Below are 22,161 nucleotides of genomic sequence, written 5' to 3' on the forward strand. Positions count from 1 at the left end.
TATCATCCTTCAAGCATCTAAATAATAAAACTTATATAGGCAACACTAGTATTACAAAGAAAAATAAATATAAAAAGCAGATGAAAGAAAGTCTGCCAGTATATTAGTTAGTTTATCTTCAAAAAAAAGTAAGTAATAGTAATGTAGATACGAAATTTATTGAATATATAAGAAAACCTATTTTCAAATATCCATATATAGCTTTTAACAAGTAATTAAAGAGAATTCGTATTTCTCCATAAACCAAATTTATTCAGGTAGATAAAAGATATTAGGTAAAATCAATTGAGTGTTTATATACTATTCATTTAGAATATTCAACAAAATTAATTTGATATAGCATCAAAATTATTAAGTAATAAATACTACAACCAAAATCATTTATATCCAAGCTTTAGAAAAGCCTGAAAGAGATATCTCAGATCTGCACTATGAGATGGTTATTCATTTACAAGACTTTGTAAATAGTTAAATTTGGCAATAATTTGCTCAAATTCGATCAAACATATTAAAAATTAGGTATTTTTAAACACCCCAAAATTTATATAAATTGATATATCTAGTTTTCTAGACTAAAAAATCTCTAGTGAAGCTTTTCTAAAACTCGAAATTTGGTCTAGTTTCCAGGTGTAATAAATGTTTTGCATGAGTAGATTCATAAGTTTTTACTACTAGTAAGTCTCATTGATTATTAGAAGTTTTGATGGTGCTTTAAATCTGGAATTTTGCATAATTAATTAAAAATTATTCAAGACTGATTATCCTAAACTGAATCCGTAAGATGATTCTCAGGGATAATAATGCCTTCATCATATTTTATTCTCATTAGATTGTTTTATAGTTTATTAGTTTACAAGCGGTATCAATTATTAATTCTGATATATTCTATGTTTTATAGATACTATCTCTGAGATATTGTTAGTACAGCATATAAAATTTTTAAACACGAAATTTAAATGGCATCAGTAAGTTTTTCTAAGCATAAAAAAGCTAAAGCTCTTAAACCTGGTAGTCGTCGCCCTGCTAAAGAACTATGCAGTGAGTGTGGGTTATGTGACACTTACTATATTCAGTATGTAAGAGAAGCCTGTGCTTTCATCAATCAAAAGTTCGAACAACTAGAAACCCAAAGCCACGGGCGTGATCGTAACCTTGACAATCCTGATGAGCTATATTTTGGTGTCTACCAGAATATGATGGCTGCACGGAAAATAGAACCAATTCCTGGAGCTCAATGGACTGGTATTATAAGTACTATTGCAATTAATATGCTAAATCATGGATTAGTAGAGGGAGTCATCTGTGTACAAAATACGAAAGAGGATCGCTTCCAGCCCATGCCCATTATTGCCCGAACCCCAGAAGAAATATTAGCGGCAAGAGTAAATAAACCAACATTATCTCCCAACCTTTCCGTATTAGAAGAAATAGACCGTTTGGGTCTGAAAAGAGTTTTGGTAATTGGTGTTGGTTGTCAGATCCAAGCATTACGGGCTATAGAAAAAAAATTAGGTTTAGAGAAACTCTACGTATTAGGTACACCATGCGTTGATAATGTTACTCGTGCCGGACTACAAAAATTCCTTGACACCACTAATACTTCTCCAGAAACCGTGGTACATTATGAGTTCATGCAAGACTTCCGTGTCCACTTCAAGCATGAGGATGGTTCCACAGAAACTGTCCCCTTTTTTGGTTTGAAAACTAACCAACTCAAAGATGTATTTGCTCCTTCCTGTATGAGTTGTTTTGACTATGTAAATTCGCTGGCTGATCTGGTTGTGGGTTATATGGGTGCACCCTATGGCTGGCAGTGGATTGTAGTTCGCAATGATATTGGGAAGGAAATGCTGGAATTGGCTAAGGACCAAATACAAACTCAGCCAGTGTTTTCTAAAGGTGATCGTAAACAGGCAGTACAGCAAAGTATACCAGCTTATGACCAGGGCATAACATTACCTATGTGGGCAGCAAAACTTATGGGGGTGGTAATTGATAAAATTGGTCCTAAGGGCCTAGAGTATGCACGTTTCTCCATAGACTCTCACTTTACACGAAATTATTTGTATGTAAGGCGAAATTATATCAAGAAATTGAAGGCACATGTGCCAGAATTTGCAAAGCGGATTGTGGCACAGTACAAGTTACCAGATTAGAAATAACTTTACACATAGTCTTCAGGGTTCAGAATCTTTTCTTGTTCCCTGTTTTTTTTGACCAGTCGTTGAGTTTTATGAGGCTTTAGTATAAGTTTCAACAAAAATGTTTAGGAACGTATAATTATATTCCTAAATTTCTTTAACAGCTCCAAGTGCTCGGGTGATTTATAATATTCGTAGAAATTAATGAAATCACATAATAGCAAAACCAAAGTCAGAGTTTTCTACAATTTCATCATAAGACATACATATTATTCGTTTTTTTTTACGCTCAGGTGTATGGTGATGTTATTAATTCTACTACTTTTAAATCATTATTATTAGGTATTACTTTTCTAGTAAAAATCATTGGTTATCTCATGCCAGGGTCAAGAAACTAAATCACTATTAAAGGGATGAAAATATATTTTGGGTCTAACACATACTGTAAATATTTATTCATACTATCTGCATTACTCTCACTTTCCTAGCCATATTATCCCTAAGAAATTGGTACTGATATTCCTATCTCATTTTAATAGTTAGTAACCTATTAATTAATATTGTGTATTATAAAAAAATCTTTATCTGATATGCTAATAATGATTAGATGGTATTTATATAAAATGTAATATTGTATTAATTTGACTTTCCTAAGTAACTATATTTTATTTTTAAATTTGGATTTATAAATGTTAGTAGCTAAACTTATTTACTAATACTATTTAGTTATCTAAAGTCAATTCACCAACAAGATAGTAAAAAGTGTATCCTGCTTAATAAAGTTTTTGAGAAATATAAAGCTTTCGGTTTATTCTAACCTTAAAAGTAACTTGTATAATATAAAGACAAAAATTTAATTCCTATCAAATGGGCTTGAAGTGAGGTATTTGTTAAGAAACTTTTTGTTTCGAGAATGCCATACTGATGTTTCTACAATGACTTAAGATTTGTTGACTATCAGTAAATATCTCAAGCCTAGTATTAATAATATTCAATTCCATCTAGAGCCAATTTATTGAAGGTATCATAGATTCTGTGTCAGGTGGCATTTATGCAAATATTATGGAAATACGTATATACCATATCTCATAGAGGAAAGTTTCTAAGTAAACTCTATTAACTCATTTCTCCTGGTGGAATACATAAAGTTAGGTTTAGGATTGACAATGTGTTAACCCAACACCCATATTCATTTTGTGTTTAGCTTTGGTAATTAGATTACTAGTAGGTTTTGATTTTCTGTATACTAGACTTCAGAGGTAAACTCAGACAGTTTATAGTATCTAGGCCACTGTTAAGAGAGCTTTGCTACAATGTACATGTCTTTCAAAGACTCCTAAAGTATATATATTTAAAATATTCTGCAATAAATTGGTTATGTTAATTTTGTGTAATTCCTGAATAATTTGGGCATTTACCATTCAACAGAGATTTTCTTTCCTAATTCAACTTGTAATCGCAACTGTGCATTACCCTGATTGACAGCAATTTCTACCCAACCATGACTGCTAATTAAAGCCAATATTTCTCCTAGGTACACTTCTGTATAGGTACTATAACTATTAATTCTAAGACTACCAATTTGTACATACCAACTTTTATTTTTTAAAAAAGTACTCGGTATATTGGTAACTAAATTACCAAATTGGTCAATATACTGAATGCATCCCACAATTCTATCTGTAAAATAAATGCATTGGTTTAAATTCAAGTTAACTAGTGTTGTTGGATCAATTAATGTCCCTAATTCTTGAAGCATAATGCCACTGGCAATATGAGCTCCTACTGGCGCAAATATATCTCGGCCATGGAAAGTCTTACTAGGTGTATAACAATACCAATAATTATTATTAGTAAGTTCCACTGCTGTAATTACATAATGCTGAGAGAGGATTCCACTGAACAACCCATTATCTGGCCCAACTAAGAAGCCATTTGCTAATTCCAAGGCTATTCCTCGTCGCTCCCCTCCGACTTCTGGGTCTACGACTGCTATATGAATTGTCCCTTGGGGAAAATAATCATAGGCACTCATCAAGCAAAATCTAGCAGCAACAATGTTATGGGGTGGTATCTTATGGCTAATATCTATAATCCTGGCACTGGGATTAATTTTGTTAATTACACCCTTCATCACACTTACATATTCATCGCAATTACCAAAATCACTCAACAGAGTTAGTAGTGGTTGCTTGTTCATTGATTAACCTGACAAATCATAAATAGATTGTAAAAAAATAATTAACTAGATGTATTTTCATAAGGTATACATATTAGCTATATAAAATACAAATCAAAAATATAATATGTGCTTCCATGATTAAAATATCAACTTTTTACCTTGAAATACTTCTATTTTTCCTCTCTATCGTTAACTATTAAAAACTTAGTATCCACAATCCATATTATCAGGGTTACTTAAAATAATATAGATATCAGAAATTACTTTGATATTGATCAACTGATAAAAGGAGAAAGCTGCCCTATAATAGTTGCTATAAATATGAAATTTATAGCAACTATAGCTCTCCTAAAGACACCTGTTACAAAAGTTTAATCATCACGGAGATTGGATACAATTATAGACCATATCAATTATTTCAATAAACTCAAATAAATGACTTGCAGGTCACTTTGGGGAATGGTAAATAACTGTATCATATTTTTTCTATTGTTGTGTTTATTTTCTCTGTGATTTGCAATCGCTTTATCTATAATAGAATAATTGCTAATCATTATATTATAAATAATTTTAATAAAATTTAAAAGCAATAAATTATCCTAACATTATTGCTATTTTGAAGATAATAACAGAGCACAAAATAACTCTCGTATTTTGGAAAATTACTTATAATTATGAACTAATTATTTGTATGTCATAGATGAAGTAAAGAGTATAACTTACTATCAAAAAGTTTGTTGTTAAGACTTCTAGACTAATCTGATAAGTTTGTAAGTCACAGAAGATGCTTTTCCAATTTATCTTCTGTGATTTAGAGTTTGAGCACTAATCCCAAAGTATAAACTGTCATAAATCATTTACTTCCCTTGGGGTTGTTTTTTTGTCATCATAGAAACTAATATAATACCTCACTATTTCTGACCTTTGAATTCTAGTTTACCCTGCTTAAAAGCAATACTCACTTATATAGATATTTTTCTAGCAAATAGCAAGTCTTCTTGTATTTTATCCTTTCTTTTTACTATAAGAAATCAACTTTTATTTTTCCTACTTCTGATGACTTTGTATATTTGACTTTTTATAGTTATTTTAACTACATTATAATATTCAAAAAAATTCTTCTATACTTTTGAATTTCTGCTCTTGTAGTAGTATCTTGTTATCTTGAGTCAATTATAGATAACTTTTCGGACTATAGTTATCCATAAATTAGTTCGAGTATGGCCTTTATCAAATAAAGACCATGCTGAGTATAATATTTATTGGAATTTGGAGTCGGGTATAAAGAGTATTTGGGATATATCCTCCAAAAATTATATACCCAGACTTTTCATATCTGCTTATAACTATAAAAGTTATTAGAGGAATCGTGGTGACATGCTTTATAAATCCATTTATATGAGTTGCTAATAAGAGCAACTGACTTATTATAATATCTCTTGGCTACTTAATACTTTGTGGTTATGTTTAAATAATTCTTATTACTGCACTTTCCAATTATATCTGAAATGCTTAGACTTATCTTCGCACTACCCTAATTCTCCAAATGATTTAGAATATAATTAGCAGCAGTTTATAATATTTTTGGATACCAGAGTAGGGTTGTCTTACTATCTATTGTCACAAGCTGACCAAGACACCCATACAATGGTAAACTACCTAAGCTAATTAGACTAGCAATAAAATACTATCAATACTAAAATCTTTTTGCCAAAGCGTGGATGCACCTTTCACATAAAAGAGGATGTTCTTCAGAATCTCCCACGCGTTTAGAATAGTTCCAACAGCGATCACATTTCTTTCCTTCTGCTTTTCTAATCAGAATATGCTGTTGGTCTTGAGGCAAATTCTGTGATTGAATGATGGGGTCATGAGGCTCTAATAAAATCACTTGAGAAACTAATAAGATGTAACGTAGCTCATCCACCCCATTACTATTCTCTATTGGTATATCGTGATTAGGATTAAGTTTTTGTAAACATTTACGAAACTCTTTATCTGGAGTATACAGGAGTAATTTAGCTTGAAGAGAAGAACCAATTTCTTTTTTCATTCGTTCTTCTTCTAAACATCTATTTACCTCTATACGGATATCCCGTATCTTCTTCCAAAAAGTGGCTAATTCAGGATTTTGCCATTTATCTTCTGTTCGTATCCAACCAGCTTCAAATACTGATTTATAAGGGGTTTCATAGGGTAAAAACTGCCAGATATCTTCTGCCATATGACATAATACAGGTCCGATTGCTCTTGCTAGATTTTCCAGAGCAATTTGCAATACTGTTTGACAACTGCGGCGACGGTAACTATCTGCTACACTAATATATAATCTATCCTTAGCAACATCCAGGTAAAAGTTAGATAAATCCACTACGCAAAAGTTCTGTACAGTTTGGAAAAAACGGAAGAATTGGTAATTATCAAAGGCTTTTGTTACATTGTTGAAGACTTCTGTCATCCGATGTAACATATACCTGTCTAACTCTGGCAAATCCTCAAAGAATACTGCATCTCTAGCAGGGTTAAAGTCATACAAATTACCTAACAAGAACCTGGCTGTATTACGTATTTTTTGTCGTACATCTGCCATTTGCCTAAGTATATTTTCACCCAAGGGTACATCTGAGGTGTAATCAACTGAAGATACCCATAATCTAAGCACGTCAGCACCATATGGTGGTTCTTTTTTCTGATTTTTTCCACCATTGATTACAATCCTTGGGTCAATTATATTGCCTAAGGATTTGCTCTGCTTGCGTCCTTGTTCATCCAAGGTGAAACCATGAGTCAAGACCGTTTTGTAGGGTGCAATTCCATTCACAGCCACACTGGTAAGCAAACTTGACTGGAACCAACCTCGATGCTGGTCAGATCCCTCCAAATATATATCTGCAGGATAAGATGATTGCAATTGCTGACAGACCACAGATGCCCATGAGGAACCAGAGTCAAACCATACATCCATGGTATCTGTCCCTTTACGGTAAGATTTACCATTATTTCGGTATTGCTCTGGTAGTAATTCATCTATAGATAATTCCCACCAGGCATCAGAACCTTTTTCCCCAATAATTCCCTGAATATGGTTGATAGTTTCCTTATTAAGTAATGGCTCTCCAGTTTCCTCATCATAAAATACTGGTATTGGGACACCCCAACTGCGCTGACGAGAAATACACCAATCCGAGCGTTCCATTACCATTGGTATTATTCTGTGCTCACCCTGAGCAGGAATCCATTGAACCTCAGATATTGCCTTCAATGCAGCATCCCGGAAACCCTCGACTGAAGCAAACCACTGTTCCGTAGCACGGAAAATTGTCGGTTTTTTCGTACGCCAATCATAAGGGTACTTATGAAAATATAATTCTTCTTTCAATAAGGAACCATTACTAGTCAAGGTACTAATTATTTCTTGAGTACCATCTACTAGCACATTTAACCCCGCAAATTTTCCAGCTTCCTTTGTAAACTTACCCATATGATCTACGGGAGAGAGAATTGGCAACTTATAACGCTGCCCTATAATGTAATCTTCTCGACCATGACCAGGGGCAATATGTACCAAACCCGTGCCCGAATCAGTACTGATATAATCACCACCTAAAACTACTGGACTATTTCGTTCAAATAGTGGGTTTTTATAAGTTAAATGTTCTAAATTTTTCCCTTTGAATATCGTTTTTACCGATAATCCTACCCCCAGAGTTTCTGATAGATTTTCTGCAAGATCAACAGCAATAATTAGGTATTTGAACCTCATTATCTCTGCTTGAACTTCCACTACTGCATAATCTAACTTAGGATTTACTGCCACCGCCAAATTGGCAGGAATTGTCCAAGGTGTTGTTGTCCAAATAGCCACAGCCAAGTTTGGCAAATACCCTGCCAACTTGTGTAAATGACTATTGCCTAAAGCTAAAACCTGGAAAGCAGCATAAATACTGCGAGAGGTATGCCCTTCCGGATATTCCAACTCCGCTTCTGCTAAAGCAGTTTGAGAACTAGGGCTCCAGTGAACTGGTTTTAAACCTCTATAGATGTAGCCTTGTAACACCATTTGCCCAAACACAGCAATTTGTGCAGCTTCATATTCCGGTTTCAGTGTCAAATATGGATTTTCCCAATCACCCCATACGCCATAGCGTTTAAAACTTTTCCTCTGTTCATCTACAGTACTTAGAGCAAATTCCTTGGCCTTTTGTCGTAATATTAAAGGGCTGAGATTTTGTCTTTCTGTAGACTTCATTTTCTGTAGAACTTTTAGTTCAATGGGCAAACCATGACAGTCCCAACCTGGAATATAACGAACCTTAAATCCTTGCAGTAACTGGTAACGATTAATAATATCTTTAAGAATTTTATTTAAAGCATGACCGAGATGAAGAGTGCCATTTGCGTACGGTGGGCCATCATGAAGTGTAAATAACCTGCCTGGGTTTTTGGTTGACAGGTGATGATAGATTTGATTATCTTCCCAAAAATTCTGGATTTCAATTTCCCGCTTAGCAGCATTAGCCCGCATATTAAAACCAGTTTGGGGCAGGTTTACCGTGTTTTTGTAGTTTCCGGGTTCTATCACAATACTAAAATTTTAGAAATATTAATGGTCTCAGTTATATGATTATGAGGGATTGCTGCCAAGCGCTTCAAGCCGAATCATTATATTTTTACTAGTTAAGAAGTTTTTGACTGTCTTTCATAAAGATTCAATTACTATCATTCTCATACTCAATAGATTGAGGCAGAATGTTTATAGGTCTTTCATGACAACCAGACAGGCATAGCAAAAATTACAATATTACTACAGTCTAGCCTTATATTTTGTTTTAGTTTAATAAGTAATGGTTTACATGCAGGCACATACACTATTCAATATATTAAATAGTACTAGTATTATGGGAACTATGAACACATTTGATTCTACCGGATGTTAACCATAATCCTAAAATTATTAGGAAATTATGTTTTCTTAAATGATTTAAGACTGGAGTAAATAGTAATTACAGTTAATGACCATGTAAAAAACATGATAAACAAAAGTGCTATTTTATAGCGGCAGTATCTGCTTAAGGGTAAATCTCACAGATAATCCATAATAATACTTGTTATTCAAATTTGGCAGGAAATATAAATTCAGAAGCGAAACTTCGAAGAATGGTCAATTCCCAGAGCTACACATTCATACCAAGTTGCCATCCTGGCAAAAATATGTGGTTGAAAATCACTGAAGTTACACATCAAAAATTTTATCTTTAAGTCAAGAGCTTAAGCAGTGTAGCAATTTAACAATTACTTTTCATCCTCCTGACTACTCAGGTTTTCTTCATGTGGTAATTCTTGGGGGTTTGCTAAACCATCAACCTCAGTTGCAACTGAGGTTGATGGTTTAGGTTCTTTCTGTGAAGTTTTTACCTCTTCAAAAGGGAGAGTAGATGGAATTGTTTCTAGTTGGACTTCCATCTTGTCTGACGGGTTTTCTCTTATTGTTACATTACTAGCTCTTGCGTCTATTACAACTTCATCTAGGTTATCAGTATTAGTTGTTGTAGCTGCTATAGTGGGAGACTTATTTTTATCGACAGAAAAAATCCCCCCCAAACTCTTAAACAATCGAATTATAGAATTGCTGTACAAGTCATTATTTGCCAGCTTAAATGTGTTTTTCAGTTCTTTTTTAAAAGCAGAAATATATTTAGAAACTAGGTTCTGTTGTTTCTGAGAAACAACAACTTGGTAACGCAAATACATGATTTGGCAACTCAACCCACTCAAGAGAATTACACTTGCTATATGCCCTAGTAATAGTCCCCCATTAATTTGTCTTGCGAATATCCATAAAACCATACCATAGAATAAACCCATCCCACTCCAAATAAAATCATTTTTGCGATGTACCTCTGGAAAAAAGAAAGCAGCGAAGTATATTAATATACTGATTGTTACAACTGCCAATGCTAAGATTCTTGCCAGCATGTTTTATAGTTATCTCTTGCTATAAATGATATATGATTAATTGTTTGATTAATTGTTGTAATTTTGCAAGGGAATAGTCAGTTCCAATACAAATTAAAATCAACTATTTGTTTCCCTTATTATTTTTTGGTGCCTATAAACTTTTAATATCTTTTTTAGGGGAAAAGCAGAAATATCGGACTACGCTAAAAAGGAAAGGGAACAATAAAAGTTGGCCACAAAGTTTATGAAACTACAAAGTTTTGGTGTGATTGGATTAGCCGTCATGGGGGAAAATATTGCCCTTAATGTTGAACGTAATGGCTTCCCAATTGCAGTTTACAACCGCTCCCGTGAAAAGACCGATGCCTTTATGGTCAATCGTGCTCAGGGAAGAAATGCAAGAGCTGCGTTTACCCTGGAAGAATTCGTATCAGTACTGGAATGTCCCCGAAAAATCTTGGTGATGGTGCAAGCTGGTAAGCCTGTTGATGCAGTTATTGCACAGTTGAAACCCCTTTTAAGTAAAGGGGATATTATCATTGATGGTGGTAATTCTTGGTTCGAAGATACTGAACGCCGCACCCAAGAATTAGAACCTTCTGGATTATGCTACATTGGTATGGGGGTTAGTGGTGGTGAAGAAGGTGCTCTGAACGGTCCTTCTTTAATGCCAGGAGGTACAGAAAGCTCATACCAGTACCTTTCACCCATTTTCAACAAAATTGCAGCTCAGGTCGATGATAGTCCTTGTGTTACCTATATTGGTCCTGGTGGTTCTGGTCATTATGTCAAAATGGTGCACAACGGCATTGAGTATGGTGATATGCAGTTAATTGCAGAAGCCTATGATTTATTAAAAAATGTTGGTGGGTTGGATAACCAACAACTCCACGAAGTATTTGCCGAATGGAACACTACCGATGAATTAAATTCCTTTTTAGTTGAAATTACCGCAAATATTTTCCCTTGCATCGATCCGGATACCAAAAAACCACTGGTTGAGTTGATTGTGGATGCAGCAGGGCAAAAAGGTACGGGGAGATGGACTGTTCAAACGGCATTGGACTTAGGTGTTCCTGTACCTACCATTGTAGCAGCGGTTAATTCCCGTATTATTTCTTCCTACAGAAATGAGCGTATTGCTGCTTCCAGGGAACTTACTGGTCCTTCTAGGAAGTTTTCTGGAGATACAAAAAAATTCATCAATATGGTACGCGATGCTCTGTACTGCTCCAAAATATGTTCTTATGCTCAGGGCATGGCACTACTATCCAAAGCCTCTACTATCTACAATTGGAACTTGCACTTAGGTGATATGGCAAGAATTTGGAAGGGTGGTTGTATTATTAGGGCCAGCTTTTTGAACAAAATTAAGAATGCCTATGCGGAAAATGCTTTTCTGGCAAATCTTTTATTGGCCTCTGAATTTAAGCAGACAATTCTTGATAGACAGGCTGCTTGGCGGGAAGTAATTGTCACTGCTGCACAAACAGGTATTCCTGTACCAGCATTTAGTGCTTCATTAGATTATTTTGACAGCTATCGTCGTGACCGCTTACCTCAAAATCTGACTCAGGCGCAGCGTGACTACTTCGGTGCTCATACTTATAAGCGCATCGACAAGGAAGGAATATTTCATACTGAGTGGATTCCTGTAGAGGAGGCTAAGAAGTAGATTCTTATCACAATCAATTTTCAACAATTCTTAGTTGATTTATGAAGAGTGACTCTGGTTTTTTTAGAGTCGCTTTTTCTGGAAAGTCGGAAAAGCAGATTATTATTGGGAAATATTACAATGATGAAAAGGAGAATGGGAAAGCTTCTATACAATATTATTTTCTGTTATACATCCTTCTTTATTTTTTGCATGATTATACCCAGCCTATTTGACTTGATAAATCTTGATTATATAGGGATATCAATAAGATAAATTCCTATAAATTTGCCTCATTTTGCATATACTTAATATTATATAGCTTGATATATCCTGTTTATTTCTGTATAAAAGAGTGGTGAAACCTGTAGGGCACTCAAGGGTAACAATTGTATTCTAATACCTTCTTTATTAATGTATGACTTAGCTAAATTATTTTAGTTTTTTAGCCTTACAATCTATAATACCATGAGCAAATTATTAAATGTTAAGTTATCCTGAAACTTCTTCTTCACTCAAAGTTAACATTGTTAAATAAATTATCGTATTAATTTATTAAGGTAATTCAATTTTTGACTTCCAATGTAAAACTTTGTTAGTAGTTTATACAAAGAATAAGGATAATAAATTAAATTGCATATGAGGATATAGATATCAATACCTCTCCAGCTAAATTAATTATAATTGGAGTATAGTTGTTTTATAACCGACTTACAATGCTTAACAGTATTGTAAGTCGCGAGGTTTTTTAATTATTGAATCCCAAAAACTAACCATATTTTTGATATTTTCTTGTAATCTTCTGGAAGAATCTACATGTATTAACTACTCTTATTAGTAACAACTTTAACTGCTGTAATTGCACTATTAAGTTTCTCCCACTCTAAAAGATAAAATCATCTACCTACTATTAAGTAATAAATATTCAAAAAATAATTACACATATATATTATGCTAATAATAGCTTTTCCAAAATTTTACTGTCTAGTTTTTGAAATATATTTTTCTCCTTCTGAGGGAAATAAAGTGTCTAAATTAAGCCTTTTATCGTATCATAATAAGAATATCTGCAATTGCTCTTAAATAATTATATTTTTGTGTTTGAAATGAATATAGTTTAATTATTATAGTAATTATATAATTGATAATCTATATATTATCATTAGGAAGAAACGAAACAGTAATTACTAGAGCATTACTAAGCGAAGAGACTAAAATTTATTCGTTCAATTAAGTCTATTTCGAATATTTAGTCAAAAGAAAAATAGTATATAAATAATTCAATTTAAAATTTTGCTATAATAGAAATATTAAGGTTTTACAAAAATTAACGGTGACTATTATATTAACTACCACAATTAATAATATCTGCAAATATTATTCAACTCCCCAACGCTACATGCTGGAATAAGGGTTGAAAGAGTTGTATATGCTTATTCCTATTATCTTTTTGATTAAGTAAGTCAGGAATCAATTAAATTTCAAGTTTTTAATAAATACATACAGGCACAAGTATTAGCTGGTTTCAGTTGAAACCATAAGTCCTTTATTAAGTTAGCTTATTCATACATGATGTTGGCAATAGTATGGTTTAACTAATAAATTTTCTATTATAGAAATCTGTTATAGAAAAAAGTCTATATATACATTTATATATTAAAAATAAAGTTGTACTCATCTAAAAATTTATTGCTGCACTCTTAGGGTTTTAAATACTATGTGGTTTTACGATAGAATGAATAATTAGGGGAAAAATTTATCAAAGGTGTCACCTTACTATTTCATGATATAGGTCTTAGTTAACGCAAGCAAAAAATTCCGAGCAAGTTCCTTAAAACACTTAAATTTAGCTTAGATTAAAGCAGTACAAGTATTTAATTATTTTATGTATGATTTTACCTCCACCACAGTAGCATCAAAATAAAACGACCTCAGCCAAAATATCAACTTTCAAAAATCTCAAGTGCTAGTTTTTATCCTTATCACTTTTCTAACAGGATTCAGATATAGCACAAGTATAATCAAGAATACCTTATTAAGGGCCTAATGGATTCAAGTTATACTTATATTATATAATATAGCAATACATTAAATACAATTGGTTAAAAACTACAGGGTTATACCAGTCATGGGTTTAACCCCTCGTTATCATTAATTTTTTCGTTAAACAAGAAATTCAGCAGAAGAACTTTTTTACTATTATTCTTCTGATGGTACAGTTGTTCCCAATTCCAACTCACTTGTACCTGTGATCTCGATTTCTGCTTCTGGTTCTGGTTTTCTCTGCATATTAAGCCTGGGTGGTTTGGGTGGACGTGCCAGAGCAGGGTTAACAGGTGGTTTTAATTCATCTTTTGATGATGCTTTTTTACTTTTACCTTTAGCTCCTTTCCGCTGGGATTTTTCCGCAGGCTGTGGGCGATTATGACTTGTAGTTCCATCAGTCTTGGTTCCATCAGTCTTGGTTCCATCAGTCTTGGTTCCATCAGTCTTGATTCCATCAGTCTTGATTCCATCAGTCTTGATTCCATCAGTCTTGATTCCATCAGTCTTGATTCCATCAGTCTTGATTCCATCAGTTAGGGTCCCATCAGTTTTGGTTTGGGATTGACGCTCAGATTTTTTAATTGGACGTTCTACCATTATGAATTTATGTGAATTTATTTGTTATGATACATCATGGTTTTTGTTGAGACTCTTGAAAATCTAAGAGAATGAAAAATAAGAGAAAGAGATTCTGACTGTAAAAAATAATATCAAATATTCTTTCTTCTCGATATGACTTTGTATTGTTGCACAAGCAATACGTATAAATATTTATCTTCTTCCCTAATCATGAAGTTACCACCCTACTATAGGGATTTTTAAGGTTAATCTAAAAATATAAAATCCAAATTTTATGGTAGAGTTCAATTTGCAATCATCCTTTATGCCTGCTGGTGATCAGCCTCAAGCAATAATACAATTAACAACCAGTATAGAGGCTAACAATAGATATCAAACTCTACTGGGGGCAACCGGTACAGGAAAAACTTATACGGTTGCCAGGGTAATTGAAAAGGTTGGTAAGCCAGCTCTTATCTTAGCCCATAATAAGACTCTAGCAGCACAGTTATGTAATGAGTTACGAGGATTTTTTCCCTGTAATGCAGTGGAGTATTTTGTTAGTTATTATGATTACTATCAACCAGAAGCTTATATTCCGGTCACAGATACATATATTGAAAAAACTGCATCCATTAATGATGAAATTGACATGCTGCGTCATTCTGCCACACGATCACTTTTTGAACGTCGGGATGTAGTAGTAGTAGCTTCCATTAGTTGCATTTATGGTTTGGGAATCCCTTCAGAATACTTAAAGGCAGCTATCTCCCTTCGAGTAAACTTAGAAATGGATCAACGTCAAATTCTACGGGCTTTAGCTTCGATACAATATATTCGCAATGATGTGGAAATGGGTAGAGGTAGATTTAGAGTTCGGGGAGATGTTTTGGAAATTGGTCCTGCATACGAAGATAGGGTTATTCGGGTGGAGTTTTTTGGGGATGAGATTGATGCAATTTATTATATAAATCCAGTAACTGGGGAAATCATTGCCAGCCTAGAAGCGGTTAATATTTATCCAGCGCGTCACTTTGTTACTCCAGAAAGACAGTTGAAGTCAGCTTGTGATAATATCGCTTTGGAATTAAAACAACAAAAAACTAAACTGGAATCTACAGGAAAATTAGTAGAGGCCCAGCGTATAGATCAACGGACCCGTTATGATTTAGAGATGCTGCAGGAAGTAGGTTATTGCAACGGAGTGGAAAATTACTCTCGCCATTTAGCAGGTAGACAAGCGGGAGAACCCCCAGAATGTTTAATTGACTATTTTCCTCAGGACTGGCTATTGGTAATTGATGAGTCCCATGTCACTATCCCTCAAATACGGGGGATGTATAATGGAGACCAAGCTAGGAAGAAGATATTGATTGATCATGGTTTTCGTCTCCCCTCCGCAGCGGATAATCGTCCTTTAAAAGCTGATGAATTTTGGCAAAAGGTAAATCAATGCATATTTGTATCTGCTACTCCTGGTAATTGGGAATTAGACATATCAGAAGGTAATATTGCTGAACAGGTTATTCGTCCCACAGGAGTTGTAGATCCAGAGATTGTTGTCCGTCCTACAAAAGGGCAAATTGATGATTTAATGCTTGAAATTGAAAATCGATGCGACTGCCAAGAAAGGGTTTTAATTACTACTCTGACCAAGCATATGGCTGAGGATCTAACGGAATATTTGGAAGAAAATAGTATTCGAGTGCGATACTTGCATTCTGAGATCAATTCCATTGAAAGGATTGAAATTATTCAAGATTTACAGGAGGGCAGGTTTGATGTCTTGGTAGGTGTCAACTTATTACGGGAAGGGTTAGATTTACCAGAAGTCTCCCTTGTAGCTATTTTGGATGCAGATAAGGAAGGATTCCTACGTGCAGAACGTTCCTTAATACAAACTATTGGCAGGGCTGCCCGACATGTACGAGGGAAAGCAATCATGTATGCAGATAATCTTACAGATAGTATGACTAAAGCTATTGACAAAACTGAGAGAAGAAGAGTAATTCAAATGGCATATAACAAAATGCATGGAATTACACCCAGACCAATTATAAAAAAATCTAGTAATTCAATACTATCTTTCCTAGAAATATCTCGCAAATTAAATTCTCAGGATTTAAAAGTTGTTGGTGAACATCTAGATAAAATTTCCTTAGAGGAAATTCCTGCCTTAATTAATCAGTTAGAAACACAGATGAAAGCAGCAGCTAAAAACTTGGAATTTGAAGAAGCCTTAAAATTAAGGGATCACATAAAAAAATTGAGAGATATCCTAATAGGAAAATAATTATTTAGAGGGTAAGTTTATTATCATTTTTTGTATCATGATTGTAATATTTCAAGAATGTTAACTAGCCTTGTAGCTGCATAACTACTTGAGTAGATGCTGTTATCTACAAATTCTGAAAACTTGTCAGATATTTTCTAAGACAATCGTCTAATAATCTCCCTTATTAACTTATCCCAAGTTAATTCAATTTGTTCCCTATTATGTAGATCTTTCATAGAACATTTCTTTGCTTTTACTTCCTCGTAGCCCATAATTACACAAAATCTAATTCCTTGTTTATCTGCTAATTGGAATTGTTTTTTGAGGTTCCAATTATCAAAGCAGGTTAAGACATTTAACCCTGCTTGACGTAACTTTTGCGATATTTCAAGGTAAAATGGCATCAAATCCTCTCGTACATTTACTACCATTACCTGAGCTGGTGTAGGGGGTAGCGCTTGTAAAATTCCAGCTTTGAGCAAACGACTCATTAGCCTGGTTAAGCCAATAGAAATACCCACCCCTGGCATTTTGTCTCCTAAAAATGTCCCCACTAATTCCTCATATCTGCCACCAGAACAAATACTACCTAAAGTTTCATGTCCTAGGAGAGTTGTCTCGTAAACAGTGCCTGTATAGTAGTCTAAACCCCGGGCAATTGATAAATCAACTGCGAAGCGATTTTTGGAAACCCCCAAATTTCGCACACCTGAAATTACCGTTTCTAATTCCATTAACCCTAAACTAAATTGTTCTGATTCCAGAAAGTTTTGACTTAAGTGTTTAAGTTTATCTAAAATATCATCAACATCACCATCAATCTGAACAAAATCAATGATTTTTTGAGCCTGTTTTAAGGATAGTCCTTCTTTTTCCAAGTTCTGTTTTATTTTTGCTTCTCCTACCTTCTCTAGATTATCAACTATGGTGATACAGGTTTTAATTTTGTGTTGAGTGACACCAACAGACTGAAAAAAACCCGTTAAAATTTTGCGATTGTTAATACGAACCAGAAAATCACCAATATTAATCGCTTCAAATATCTCAGAAATAATTGCTGGCATTTGGGCATCATAAAGCAAGCTCAACTCTCGCCGTGCCACCACATCAATATCACATTGACGGAATTGGCGAAAACGTCCATCTTTTGCTCTTTCTCCCCGAAATACCATATCCATTTGATAGCGGGCAAAGGGAAAAGTTAAATCATTCAAATGACGGGCAATATAAGCTGCTAAGGGTAAAGTTTGATCAAACTTTAATGCCCGTAGCTCGGAGATACCTTCACCAGCTTTTTCCTTCTCTAATTGGCGATTTGGTGGAAGAATTGGAGCAATACCATAAATGATGTTATCCCCTTGGTTATTTTTAGCTTGGAGAACTTCTAACCTTTCTACAGCAGGAGTTTCAATAGGCGTAAAACCATAGCTTTCAAATACCTTACGGATAGTCTCGAGTAAATAGCATTCTAGACGTTTTTCGCTAGGAAGAAACTCTGGGAAACCACTAGGGATAGAAAAATTTATTTTTTCGCCTTTTACCATATTGAAAATAGTTATTGGTTATTTAAATGATGCTGATAACTTATCATACCCACGGTTTTGTGAGGGTGCTATTTGTAGTTTTTACTATTATGAAAAACTTTATTACATCTATAGTTTCCCAATGAGGATAGCCATCTTTATTAAGCCTGGTTAAATTACTACTAAGTATATAAGCCAAGGGTTAAGGATCTATTACTACTAGAGATAGTTTTGATTATTTCAGATCTACAAGTATCAAACTATTTTTGTGATTGGACTTCAAAATTACCTTAAATTCATATATTTGCTGAGCTTCTCTATTAGTCTTTTGAGTATTAAAGTCATAAGTTTTAATCCTATTAATTTAGAGAAAAATCATATTTTTATGCTTTATCAGGGACCTACTTTTAAGGGTTACTCTTATCACATGTACATGTAAAAAAGCTTGACACCCTAGAGAGAAAAGAGGATTTGTAATTTGTTAACGATTTCGTTTTCGTTATTATAAATAATAACGAAAACAATCACCTTGGTAACATTCTATATTAGCACTTTCTGATTTCATTATAAATACTAAACTTATTTCATTTATTAGTTTGATTTATGTAAAAAATAAATCAAACTCGATTTAAAAATTTTCTGTTTAGAGAATCAGTAAAAGTAAATTATCATAAATACGAACTTAAATTTGTAAATATACAGGGATATACTGCTTTATTCTAAGTAGAATTTTTATCAGACTAACCTGTAAACAGGTGATCTTAATCATATTAAGCTGAATTTATTTTTCAACTTGGATGTGATTTTCACTATAATTTTGATATTAAAATGTTAATTTCTATAACTATTACTTTAACGTCAATGACAAGTATTTCTGAGCTGTAAGTGTAACTCTTCTTTGTAGTAAAAATTTGTGGATATCTTCAATAGACTGTAAAAGACTGTAACTTGAAAATAAATGAAAACATTCATAACTGTTTGAACTAATTTGCAAGGATACAAAAATATACAATCCAAAATTCAGAGGATTTACGTAGCAGATTATATTTAACTTAATTCAACTGATATTTTCCTACTCTTCCTTGCAATCAACTTTCTCCTGAATATCTACCTGTTTGTGGGGACAGCCTTGCAAATCATGATCTTTGAGGTTTTTGCTAATTTCACACAATAAGTCATCCGTAGATGTTAACCCAATCCATGCATCAATTTTTTCGATTTCAAACCCAGCTTCTCGGCGATCATCAATTTCTATTAAGGGACGACGAATTAGTAGTGGGTCTTGAATCATAAGTAACAAAGCTGTTTGAGGATCAATTATTCTAGGAATAACCTCTCCAGACTGAACCCTGGGTGCAGCCTTATTAAACCATTCTGTAACAGGAAGATTGTCAAAAAACGAGTACAAACGCTCAATTGTCCATGGCTCGATTAGAATGTTAAATGATATAACCTCATGGCCAGCAGCTGTCAACAAGGTTTTTTGTTTGATATTATTCCGACAATTTGGTTTACCGTAAAAAATTACCCTTGCCATGTTAGTATTTTGCCCTCTTCGTATTCAAGTATCTACTGCCTACAGTTTTTTAGAAACGTTTTATAGTATGGGTATTTTTATCAAATTCAAAGCGTTGTTGCATCTTGGTTTCACCATAAATGTTGAAGGTAATTGTAGGTTCATCACCTAATGCTTCAACACTATGAATTACATCCGGGTTAAAACTAATAATATCTCCGGGTAATAAGATTAATTCCCCCGTTCTTTCCAACCGGATTTGACCATTAGCAGAGTCTTTCCGCTGCCAAAAGGTATTTTTCTCCTGTCCTTTTAAAATTCCTACTACTCCCCAAGTTCCGTGAGTATGAATTGTGGACATTGCACCTGGAAAAAATTTTACTGTTTGCACAGTAAATGGAAACCCTAATTCCTCGTAAAGTAGTGAAACTGCAATTCCGTTCTTAGGTTTAGGGTTAAATCTTTGACTATTTACCCAGTAGGAGTTGAGTATTAATTTTCTTACCAGCCTTCTGATCTCTGGAAGTTTAATATACTCATCCTCAACATCGTTTATAGTATCTTCCACCTCTGTCAAGAAGCGATAAAGGCGGTAATTATCTTTCAGTAAACTCCAGGGTCTTACTGATGGACATAATTCATAATTACCGTTGCCATTTACTAGCCAATCCCTTGTTTTCATGAGTATTAAATTATAGTGTTGGAATAAGATAGATAAGCTTAAAAGTAAAAATACTCTGAGATATTTTAAAGTTAAATAGTTAATTACCTATGATCTTTCACTATAAGTAAATAAAAGTACAGATTATGAAGCTTAGGTAGTTTGGTATTAGTCAGTATCATTTGGCTTTTTGATAATATCTAGTAATATCCTAGCTCCCGTAAATTGATTGTAATGGTCTATCTCCCGAATTTGAGAACATATGATTTGGGCTTGTTCTAGTTGACCTAGTTTTGCTAAAACTAATCCAGAGGCCCAATAAGCATTCAAGTATAATCTGATTATAGGAGATTCTTGTCTGGTTAATAAAACTGGCTTAAGCTCCTCCCAGCTATCAGATAATTTTTCTACCTCTTTAATTTTATCTATTAATTGATTCGTTAATTGTAATGCCATAGAATAATTATTCTTGTAGTAAAAATATCTATATGCTGCTACTAAAACATCTAGATATTCTTCCTTAGTTTTAGATTTAGCTAGAGCCTGATTTATGTAATTATCAGCTTGGATCGTATTTCCATAATTTTCTGTAGCTAAGATGAGTAAACTTTTGATGTTATCACTTACATCAAACCAGGAAAACTTATCTGTATTTATCATAATAGAGGTAAAAGAAGAAGGATTAGTTCAAGTTGAGATAAAATTACAAAAGTATAACTTTTAAGTTCAGCTATCCTCTTCTTATAATTAAAAAGAGGAATAATTAGAAAAGGCAGGCTAATCATAGTTTGACAAAGAAAATAATGGCAAATTATCTACCCCTTGTACCCTTGATTTATATTAATGTAATAATGTGGATTGAATTAGCAATAATAATCAAGGTAATAAATACAAAGTAACAATAAATTTCCACTATAGCAATATCAGTATTTTTCTTAATACTAATGAAAAAACTACAACATGTATATGAGTTTACTAAAATAATAGATAGAATTTATATTGTTTGTATAAAAGTAGCAGTTACTGGGGTCAAAAAATTACAAAGATTCTATTCTCAATTGAGTTCTATCTGAATATATAGTAATTAGCAAAACTACAGAAGTTTAAGACTGAGATAATATTAAATTTGGTTCAAGAATGCCATATTAATAAATGTAATGTATTAATAGTAATAGTTAGTTAATAACTTTACCAATAGTCCTGATTATAATCTATTTTATAATAAAAGTATTCCTATCATTAAATAACAAGAGCACTATAGAAATTTGAATATACTAAATATACAGCTGTGGTAGTTAAATTAATTCGTGCTGTCATAGCTATTAACTAAACAAGGATAAATAACACTATTCTTTTAAATGAGTATTTAATACTTATGACATCATAGACATTAATAAATATGAAGTATTCATACTAATATAATATTTCTACAGTTAGGTAACAATTATAATTGTATTTCAATCATATTAGATTTCTAATTCAATTAGAGTATAATAAGCTATTTTTTTTTGAAAAAAAAATAGCTTATTATACAATAAATAAAGTCATGATTATTACTACTAATACTTATGATTACATGTAACTATAATTTCCACTATAAAACTCAGCAAGAACAATAGAAAAGATCTATAGTTGTATATATATAAA

At 33.3% G+C, this 22,161-nt stretch carries 11 protein-coding genes; 3 read left to right on the forward strand and 8 right to left on the reverse strand.

Annotated features, from left to right (window positions below; translation table 11 throughout):
• Positions 1-956 precede the first annotated feature (956 nt).
• Positions 957-2,156, forward strand: coding sequence for a Coenzyme F420 hydrogenase/dehydrogenase, beta subunit C-terminal domain (locus RINTHH_RS04210; RefSeq protein ID WP_008233267.1), 1,200 nt, complete (start codon positions 957-959; stop codon positions 2,154-2,156).
• A 1,399-nt stretch (positions 2,157-3,555) separates the two neighbouring features.
• On the opposite strand, the gene RINTHH_RS04215 is transcribed toward RINTHH_RS04210, so the two are convergent.
• The 3 genes from RINTHH_RS04215 to RINTHH_RS10110 all read right to left on the reverse strand — a co-directional run bounded on the left by RINTHH_RS04215 (position 3,556) and on the right by RINTHH_RS10110 (position 10,299).
• A complete protein-coding gene (locus tag RINTHH_RS04215; RefSeq protein WP_008233269.1) occupies positions 3,556-4,341 on the reverse strand; it encodes an SAM hydrolase/SAM-dependent halogenase family protein in 786 nt (261 codons plus the stop codon).
• A 1,678-nt stretch (positions 4,342-6,019) separates the two neighbouring features.
• Positions 6,020-8,905 carry an isoleucine--tRNA ligase gene (gene ileS, locus RINTHH_RS04220; protein WP_044304604.1) on the reverse strand — a complete coding sequence of 962 codons (2,886 nt, stop codon included), beginning with the start codon at positions 8,903-8,905 and terminating at the stop codon, positions 6,020-6,022.
• 710 nt (positions 8,906-9,615) lie between these two features.
• Positions 9,616-10,299 carry a Ycf66 family protein gene (locus tag RINTHH_RS10110; RefSeq protein ID WP_008233273.1) on the reverse strand — a complete coding sequence of 228 codons (684 nt, stop codon included), beginning with the start codon at positions 10,297-10,299 and terminating at the stop codon, positions 9,616-9,618.
• 226 nt (positions 10,300-10,525) lie between these two features.
• On the opposite strand from RINTHH_RS10110, the gene gndA reads away from it, so the two are divergent.
• Positions 10,526-11,956, forward strand: coding sequence for an NADP-dependent phosphogluconate dehydrogenase (gene gndA, locus RINTHH_RS04230; protein ID WP_008233275.1), 1,431 nt, complete (start codon positions 10,526-10,528; stop codon positions 11,954-11,956).
• A 2,178-nt stretch (positions 11,957-14,134) separates the two neighbouring features.
• On the opposite strand, the gene RINTHH_RS04235 is transcribed toward gndA, so the two are convergent.
• Complete coding sequence (locus RINTHH_RS04235) at positions 14,135-14,578, reverse strand: hypothetical protein (protein WP_008233276.1); 444 nt, start codon at positions 14,576-14,578, stop codon at positions 14,135-14,137.
• A 256-nt stretch (positions 14,579-14,834) separates the two neighbouring features.
• Here RINTHH_RS04235 and uvrB point away from each other — a divergent pair, with 256 nt between their 5' ends.
• A complete protein-coding gene (gene uvrB, locus RINTHH_RS04240) occupies positions 14,835-16,832 on the forward strand; it encodes an excinuclease ABC subunit UvrB (protein WP_044304605.1) in 1,998 nt (665 codons plus the stop codon).
• Between the two features lie 137 nt (positions 16,833-16,969).
• On the opposite strand, the gene hisS is transcribed toward uvrB, so the two are convergent.
• The 4 genes from hisS to RINTHH_RS04260 form a co-directional block, all read right to left on the reverse strand.
• Positions 16,970-18,358 carry a histidine--tRNA ligase gene (gene hisS, locus RINTHH_RS04245; RefSeq protein ID WP_008233279.1) on the reverse strand — a complete coding sequence of 463 codons (1,389 nt, stop codon included), beginning with the start codon at positions 18,356-18,358 and terminating at the stop codon, positions 16,970-16,972.
• Between the two features lie 1,051 nt (positions 18,359-19,409).
• The gene (locus RINTHH_RS04250) at positions 19,410-19,874 is read right to left on the reverse strand and encodes an ArsC/Spx/MgsR family protein (protein ID WP_008233281.1); all 465 of its coding nucleotides are present in this window, start codon (positions 19,872-19,874) and stop codon (positions 19,410-19,412) included.
• A gap of 49 nt (positions 19,875-19,923) precedes the next feature.
• Entirely contained in the window at positions 19,924-20,535 is a 612-nt protein-coding gene (locus tag RINTHH_RS04255; RefSeq protein WP_008233283.1) for a cysteine dioxygenase family protein, read from the reverse strand.
• A gap of 147 nt (positions 20,536-20,682) precedes the next feature.
• Positions 20,683-21,174: a hypothetical protein gene (locus tag RINTHH_RS04260; RefSeq protein WP_196794879.1), complete on the reverse strand. Its 492-nt coding sequence runs from the start codon at positions 21,172-21,174 to the stop codon at positions 20,683-20,685.
• Positions 21,175-22,161 lie beyond the last annotated feature (987 nt).

This window comes from Richelia intracellularis HH01 (genome assembly GCF_000350105.1).
Taxonomy (GTDB): Bacteria; Cyanobacteriota; Cyanobacteriia; order Cyanobacteriales; family Nostocaceae; genus Richelia; species Richelia intracellularis.

Coding starts and splice junctions, on each gene's coding strand:
- RINTHH_RS04210 (WP_008233267.1), top strand. CDS start 957: ATGGCATCAGTAAGTTTTTCTAAGCATAAAAAAGCTAAAGCTCTTAAA.
- RINTHH_RS04215 (WP_008233269.1), bottom strand. CDS start 4,341: ATGAACAAGCAACCACTACTAACTCTGTTGAGTGATTTTGGTAATTGC.
- RINTHH_RS10110 (WP_008233273.1), bottom strand. CDS start 10,299: ATGCTGGCAAGAATCTTAGCATTGGCAGTTGTAACAATCAGTATATTA.
- gndA (WP_008233275.1), top strand. CDS start 10,526: ATGAAACTACAAAGTTTTGGTGTGATTGGATTAGCCGTCATGGGGGAA.
- RINTHH_RS04235 (WP_008233276.1), bottom strand. CDS start 14,578: ATGGTAGAACGTCCAATTAAAAAATCTGAGCGTCAATCCCAAACCAAA.
- uvrB (WP_044304605.1), top strand. CDS start 14,835: ATGGTAGAGTTCAATTTGCAATCATCCTTTATGCCTGCTGGTGATCAG.
- hisS (WP_008233279.1), bottom strand. CDS start 18,358: ATGGTAAAAGGCGAAAAAATAAATTTTTCTATCCCTAGTGGTTTCCCA.
- RINTHH_RS04250 (WP_008233281.1), bottom strand. CDS start 19,874: ATGGCAAGGGTAATTTTTTACGGTAAACCAAATTGTCGGAATAATATC.
- RINTHH_RS04255 (WP_008233283.1), bottom strand. CDS start 20,535: ATGAAAACAAGGGATTGGCTAGTAAATGGCAACGGTAATTATGAATTA.
- RINTHH_RS04260 (WP_196794879.1), bottom strand. CDS start 21,174: ATGATAAATACAGATAAGTTTTCCTGGTTTGATGTAAGTGATAACATC.